Below are 5,837 nucleotides of genomic sequence, written 5' to 3'. Positions count from 1 at the left end.
TTGGTCAGGGCTGGGCGGTGGCGCGACCTGCCATCGCTCTGGAGTGCTATTGGGAAGGCCCTTGATGCCGTAACAGTTCAGGATGTCCTCGGCTGGTTCGGGGCTGCCTATCCTATGGCCTTTTTGTGAAATCTGCTCTAGTGCTGTTTTTTCACAGGAGTAGACCACTACTTTCCAGCGAGGTCAGTTATGGGCGAATGCGGCGCACGGGCGCCCTACGAAAGCGGCCACGATGTGGAGAACGCCGTGAGACAAAGTGCGACTGGGCCGGATGGGAAGTACCATCCATAGCGGAGCGTAATCCCCCTCCAAGGTTCTATTGACACGTTGATTCGGCATGAGAGGTGAGGGGCGGGCAGGCGTCCTCAAGGGCGTCCGTTCTGCCCAAGACGCCGCCCCCGAACCTACGGCCAGTTGCGCCCCACCGGGGCGGGAGCGTCTTCTTGTTCAGAGCGGCACCCGTATGGGGCCTGACCGCTTGTGCAGAACGGCACCTATCGGGCCTGCCCGCTGGGGGGTGGGGGAGCCGACGCATCAGCAACGAGCTGAAGCCAAAAAAAGCAACCCAACCGCCCAACAGCACGCCCAGCCCAGCAACGCCCCGCCCCTCTCTCGGCGAGAAAAAGGCAGGGCACTCCTGCATTCAGGGCTGAGCGTCGGCCTCGTGCAGCAGCCGGAAGGCTTGCTCGCGCAGGCGGTCCTGGGCGGCCTGCTGCATGTACTGGGCGGCCAGCCTGTCCTTGACGTGCTGCGAGGCTTCAAACAGCCGCAGATTGGCCTCGATGATCTGGCGGTCCTCCGAGCCGATGGGCAACTGATGCAGCCCCCGGTGATCCAGTACCACCCCGCCCCGCACGTCCATGCTGATGAAAATCACGGTTTCAGCTCGAACATCGGCGTCCCGGTTGGCCCTGGTCATGTATAACCTCCGTACTCAGGGTAGAGAGGGTGCTGTCAACAACCCGTTAAATTGTATGTAAGGCTATACTTCAGCTCAGAGTCCGAGAATTTCGGCGCCCTGTTCTTCGTCTGAACGGGTGTCTGAACTGCCTACCTCGCCCTGGCGGGTGGCCCAGGCCGGAAACGGATACTGGATCAACACCGGATTGGGAATGTCCGGCTGGCTGACCAGCATGGTGCCGGGTTGCAAGATGCCCGCCCGTGCCCGGAAACTCTGCGGCAGAAAACGGTATTCGGGCCGCTCGGCCTCGGCCAGATCGAGGCGCCCCACCACGCGAATAGCCGCGTTGCTGACGATGCGGCGCTCGACCTCGCTGGCGGTCTGCTGGGCGCCGATCAGAATGATGCCCAGGCTGCGCCCACGCTCGGCGATGTCGAGCAGCACGTCTTTGATCGGGCTGGACTGGTCGCGCGGGGCGTACTTATTCAGCTCGTCGAGGACCACAAATACCGTGTCCTGGCGCCCGTTTTTCTCCTTGTATTCGAACAGATCGCGCAGCAGCACGCCGACCACGAACATCTGGGCCGGGCCGGAGAGGTTGTGAATGTCCACCACGCTCATCTGGTAGCCGCCTGTGAGCAGGTTGGGCCGGTACTGGGCCGCCTGCACCGGGGTCAGGTCACCGCGCAGCAGCGGCGAGAGGTACTTCTGGACGCCGCGCAGCCGCCGCACGAAGGCCCGCAGCGTACCGGGCGACTGCTTGAGCACCCATTTGGGATCGCCCTCGCCTTCATTTTGCTCCAGCAACTTGAATTCGATGTAGGAGATCAGGTCGCCGAAGGTCTGGATGCTGACCTTGCCCAGCGCGTCGAACTGCACGTCGTCGGGCACGCTCTCGGCCTCGTCGAGCTTCCAGTCGGAGACCAGCAGGGCCGCGCCGGACCCGTCCGCTGAAAGCCGCGCCAGCTTCTCCTCGATGTTGCCGATGACGAAGCCCAGATTCAGGCTCTGGGCCGCGTCGGAGAAGGCGTACGGCAGCATCCGCGCTGCGCAAAATTCGCGCAGGGTGAACACGAACGGCGTGACGCCCAGTGCCCGCTGATCGACGTGCGGCACGATGGCCGAGCCGGGGTTGCCCGGACGCGGCGGCGCCAGGAATTGCACGTCGCGGAACGGCTCCATCGGCAGGCCCAGCAGCCGGTAGCGCTCGTCGGATAAGCCCTTAGTAGCCCTCGCCTTGCCCTCCTTCTCGACCACGCGGGCATTTGGCTGGTCCAAAAACAGCAGATCCTCGCCTTTCACATTGAAGATGATGGCCTTACCGCCCGCCGTCCCCGCCTGACCGCCGCCGCCCTTGTGGGCCACCCGGTCCATCACGCCGCTGCGGAAGATCGAGTGGAGCAAAAACAGCGCGTAACTGGTCTTGGTCGCCACGCCGGAGATGCCGGAAATGTTGATGTGGCCGCCCTGTTCGCCATTCACAAACCGGAAGTTCAGCGGCATGATCTGCCCGTCGGCCAGCAGGCCCGCCGGGAAGGCGCCGTCCTCCATCTTGTCGGCGCTCAGGGCCATCTTCAGCGCCTCGCCGCGCGCGTGCTGCACGGTGTCGCCCGGCTGGGGCGGGATGAAGTCTTCGGGGTCCACCCGCGTCACCACGACCCGCGCCGCGTAGCTCACCGAGGCGGGCAGCACCCCGGCCACCACGTCCTCCACGTCCGACTCGAACACCACGCCCTCATGGCGCTTGCGGACGTTATCGACCAGGCCGTAGAACTGCACCGGGCGGCCATCCGGCTTCTGGGTCTGGACCACGACCAGATCGTCGAGCTGCACGCTGGCGCCGCTGGAAACCGAGAACCAGAAACTGGTCGGCGTGGCGTCCTCGGTGCCCAGCACCATGCCGATGCGGGGGCCGTTGGGGTCGCCCGGAGTACTAGGTTGGCTCACGCCACCGCTCCGCCCACATCCAGCCCCAGTTCGCGGGCCAGGTGGCTGCGGATGCGGCGGGTCACCAGCTCCAGGCTGCCCATGCTGCGGCCCATCGCCTGTTCCAGCGCCGCCGTGGGAATCAGGTTCTGCGGCGAACGTGAATCCTTGTGCGGCTTGCTGGCCAGCTTGCACAGCAGCTCCCCGCTGAGGCCCGCCACCTGCCGGACGATCGGCGGCAGAAAATCGGAGTCTTCGGGCGCGTACATCTCCAATCTCATCACGCCGGACATCGGATGGTGGTAGAACGCCGCCTCGCACAGCCGCACGTACCAGATAAAGCGCACCACGCGGTTGTTGTCGTAGCGCATGTGCAGAATCGGGGTGCGCTCGCCGGGTTTGAGTTCGGCCAGCAGCCCAGCCCGGTCGGTCGGCAGATACAGCGTCTGGATGGTCTTGACGCAGCCCACCACCGCGCCACCGAGGTTGCGCGAACGCAGGGTGCCGTCCTGGATGGTCAGGGCACGCAGGTGCTCGCGGTCATCGGTGTCGTCGAAAGGGACGGCGGAGGCCAGGCCGTGCGACAGCTCCTGCTCGTGGGCCAGCATGGCGCCCTGGACGGCCTGCATCGGGGCAAGAGGATGGCCGCCCGGCTGGGTCGCCATCAGCGCGTAGGCCAGCTCGCCGGTCTGCGGATGCCTAGGCGAGAGCAGCAGCGGGCTGAGGGCCAGGTCCGGCGCGTGGGCCAGCACCCGCCGGGCACGAATGTCGATCAATTCGGCCTGACGGCTGCCGTGCGGGCACAGCTCGACGGCTCCGGCCACGTAGGCGCCGAATCCGGCGTGCCCCTCGCGCCCGAAGTCGTCGGTGACGTGCAAGCGGGCCTCCATACGCTGCTTGCCGTCCACGACGTAGACGCGCTCCAGCCGCTGCGGAATGGGCCGGGGGGCGACGGCGGCCCACCTGGGCGTCTCCACGTCGATCAGCTCGCCTGAAAACGGTGTCAGGGTCAGTTGCCCGTCTAGGGTGTCCACCGGCCAGGGGTCGAGTCGAATCTGCATGGCGGGCATTGTAGAGCAGGGCGGCTTGTGGCGCGTGGCTTGTGGGAAGGCGGGGAGTGGGAAGTAGGAAGTGGGCAGGGACTGAATGGCTGTTCTCTATCCCAAACGAAAACCCCGCCTGGCGCGTGTCAGGCGGGGGCAATCTCGATGCTGCTAATTCAGCTTGACGCCGTTGACAAAGGTTCGCACGGCCTGGTCATTGCTGGTGTAGTCCTTGACCGAGGAATCCACGTTCAGGATCAGCATGCGGCCCTGGGCGGAGGTAATCAGCATTTCGCGGCGCAGGTCGCCGTTCTTGCCGCTGAGGGTGTAGATGAACTGCGCCCAGGGGGTGCCCTGGATGGTGACCAGCTTGGGCGTCAGGGTCTTGAGGCCGGGCACCTGCGACTTGATGACGGCGGGAAACTGACCCACCAGACCGCTCACCTCGGCGGGCTTGAGGGACGCCTGGCGCCACTCGAAACCCATCGTCACCTTCTTGTCATTGGTCAGAAACACCGCTTCCGGGCGGCTCTGGGCCGGGTAGATCTTCTGGATGGCCGCTGCGGTGAGCGTCAGCAGGGTGTCGCTGGTCTCGACGCTCAGGGGCAGGTTTTGCAGCGGGGCGGGCGTGGCCTGGGCCAGACTGGTCGCCGTCAGGCTCAGCAGGGCAGACACCGCGAGGGGCAACAGGCGCTTCATGATGGTCAGCCTAACCGCTGGGCCGCTGCTGACGATGTGTCAAAGATGAGGGGCACTCACACAGGCGTCAGATTTCAGACAGATTCGGTATGGTAGAGCATGTCGCTGCGACCTGTACCGCTACTGGCAAGCGAGTGGGAAGCCGCCCTGCCGCTGTATGAAGTGCTGCTAGGCCGGGCCTTAACACATGGTGACTTGCAGCAGCGGGCGGGGCGCTGGCCTGACTTGACCCGCGTTGTGACCCATTCAGGCGAACAGATCGCGGCGCTAATCGAGTGGCGTCCCGACCCGTTCAGCCCGCCGGGGTATCTGCGGCTGGACCTGGCCGTACTACCGGAATTCCGGGGGCGGGGTCACGGCGCCGAGCTGCTGGGCACAGTCCCAAAGCTGGATGCGGCTGGCCTGAGCGCCCACATTCACGACAGCGACCTGGCAAGCCTGGCCTGGGCACAGCGGCGCGGCTTTACTGTCCACGCTCAGCGTTTTGAAAGCGTCCTGAATCCGCAGGAGTTCAGGCCAGAGCAGCACATCCAGCCCTTGCCCGACGGCGTGAGCTTGAGCGACATGACAAACGCCAGCGAGGCCGATTGGCACGAACTGGTCAGACTCTACGTAGACGCGCTGGCCGAGACGCCGGACTTCCGAAGCCTGCCGAAATGGAATGAGGAGAAGACGCGCCGGGAGATGCAGGAGAATCCTCAGACCCGCCTGAGCTGGATCATTGCGGCCCGGAGCGGCGGCTCACTCCTGGGTTTCACGGCGGCGCTGACGGGCCGCAGCGCCTACAACCAGATGACGGCAGTAGCGCCACAAGCGCGGGGCCTGGGTCTGGCCTACGCCCTGAAAGTGGAACTCCTGCGCCGCCTGAAAGCGGACGGCATACAGGAAGCCCGCACCCATAACCACGCTAAGAATCTGCCAATGATCCGGGTCAATGAAAAACTGGGCTACCTGCGGCAGCGCGGCACCTGGGAAGTGCGCCGCCCTTCCTAACCCAATCCCAGCCAGGGCCAGCGCTCACGGTAACTGGCGGTTTTGATGGCATACAGCCGCCCGTCGTCCACGTTGAGCGGGTTGGGGCGCAGGATTCCGGCTTGCAGTTCCTCCAGGCCGCAGGGCGCGTAGACCTGGCGCCGCTCGTCGATGCCCAGACAGGTGCAGCGCACCAGAAACTGCTCGATACCCTGCCGCACGCTCAGAATCGGGGCGCGAGGCTGACCGAACTTGCTCTCGAACCAGAGGTGAACCCGTGCCTGGTTGCGAACCTC

At 65.2% G+C, this 5,837-nt stretch carries 6 protein-coding genes; 1 reads left to right on the top strand and 5 read right to left on the bottom strand.

All coding sequences use genetic code 11. The features are described from left to right. Nucleotides 1-643: 643 nt before the first annotated feature. The 4 genes from Q0R23_RS17150 to Q0R23_RS17135 form a co-directional block, all read right to left on the bottom strand. Nucleotides 644-919, bottom strand: coding sequence for a hypothetical protein (locus Q0R23_RS17150; protein WP_293915017.1), 276 nt, complete (start codon nt 917-919; stop codon nt 644-646). 75 nt (nt 920-994) lie between these two features. After that, a complete protein-coding gene (locus Q0R23_RS17145) occupies nt 995-2,800 on the bottom strand; it encodes an ATP-binding protein (protein ID WP_293915019.1) in 1,806 nt (601 codons plus the stop codon). Between the two features lie 44 nt (nt 2,801-2,844). After that, nucleotides 2,845-3,888, bottom strand: coding sequence for a DNA double-strand break repair nuclease NurA (locus Q0R23_RS17140; protein ID WP_293915015.1), 1,044 nt, complete (start codon nt 3,886-3,888; stop codon nt 2,845-2,847). A gap of 153 nt (nt 3,889-4,041) precedes the next feature. Further along, a complete protein-coding gene (locus tag Q0R23_RS17135; RefSeq protein ID WP_293915013.1) occupies nt 4,042-4,569 on the bottom strand; it encodes a hypothetical protein in 528 nt (175 codons plus the stop codon). 99 nt (nt 4,570-4,668) lie between these two features. On the opposite strand from Q0R23_RS17135, the gene Q0R23_RS17130 reads away from it, so the two are divergent. Further along, the gene (locus Q0R23_RS17130; RefSeq protein WP_293915012.1) at nt 4,669-5,562 is read left to right on the top strand and encodes a GNAT family N-acetyltransferase; all 894 of its coding nucleotides are present in this window, start codon (nt 4,669-4,671) and stop codon (nt 5,560-5,562) included. On the opposite strand, the gene Q0R23_RS17125 is transcribed toward Q0R23_RS17130, so the two are convergent. Continuing rightward, the coding region (locus tag Q0R23_RS17125) for a nucleotidyltransferase family protein (RefSeq protein WP_293915011.1) at nt 5,559-5,837 on the bottom strand (279 nt) is incomplete at its 5' end. The two genes, Q0R23_RS17130 and Q0R23_RS17125, sit on opposite strands and share 4 nt — an antisense overlap.

Source organism: Deinococcus sp. (genome assembly GCF_025362455.1).
In the GTDB taxonomy this organism is placed as follows: domain Bacteria; phylum Deinococcota; class Deinococci; order Deinococcales; family Deinococcaceae; genus Deinococcus.
Note: the sequence above shows the minus strand (reverse complement) of the source record. Positions and strands in the feature narration are given on the sequence as shown.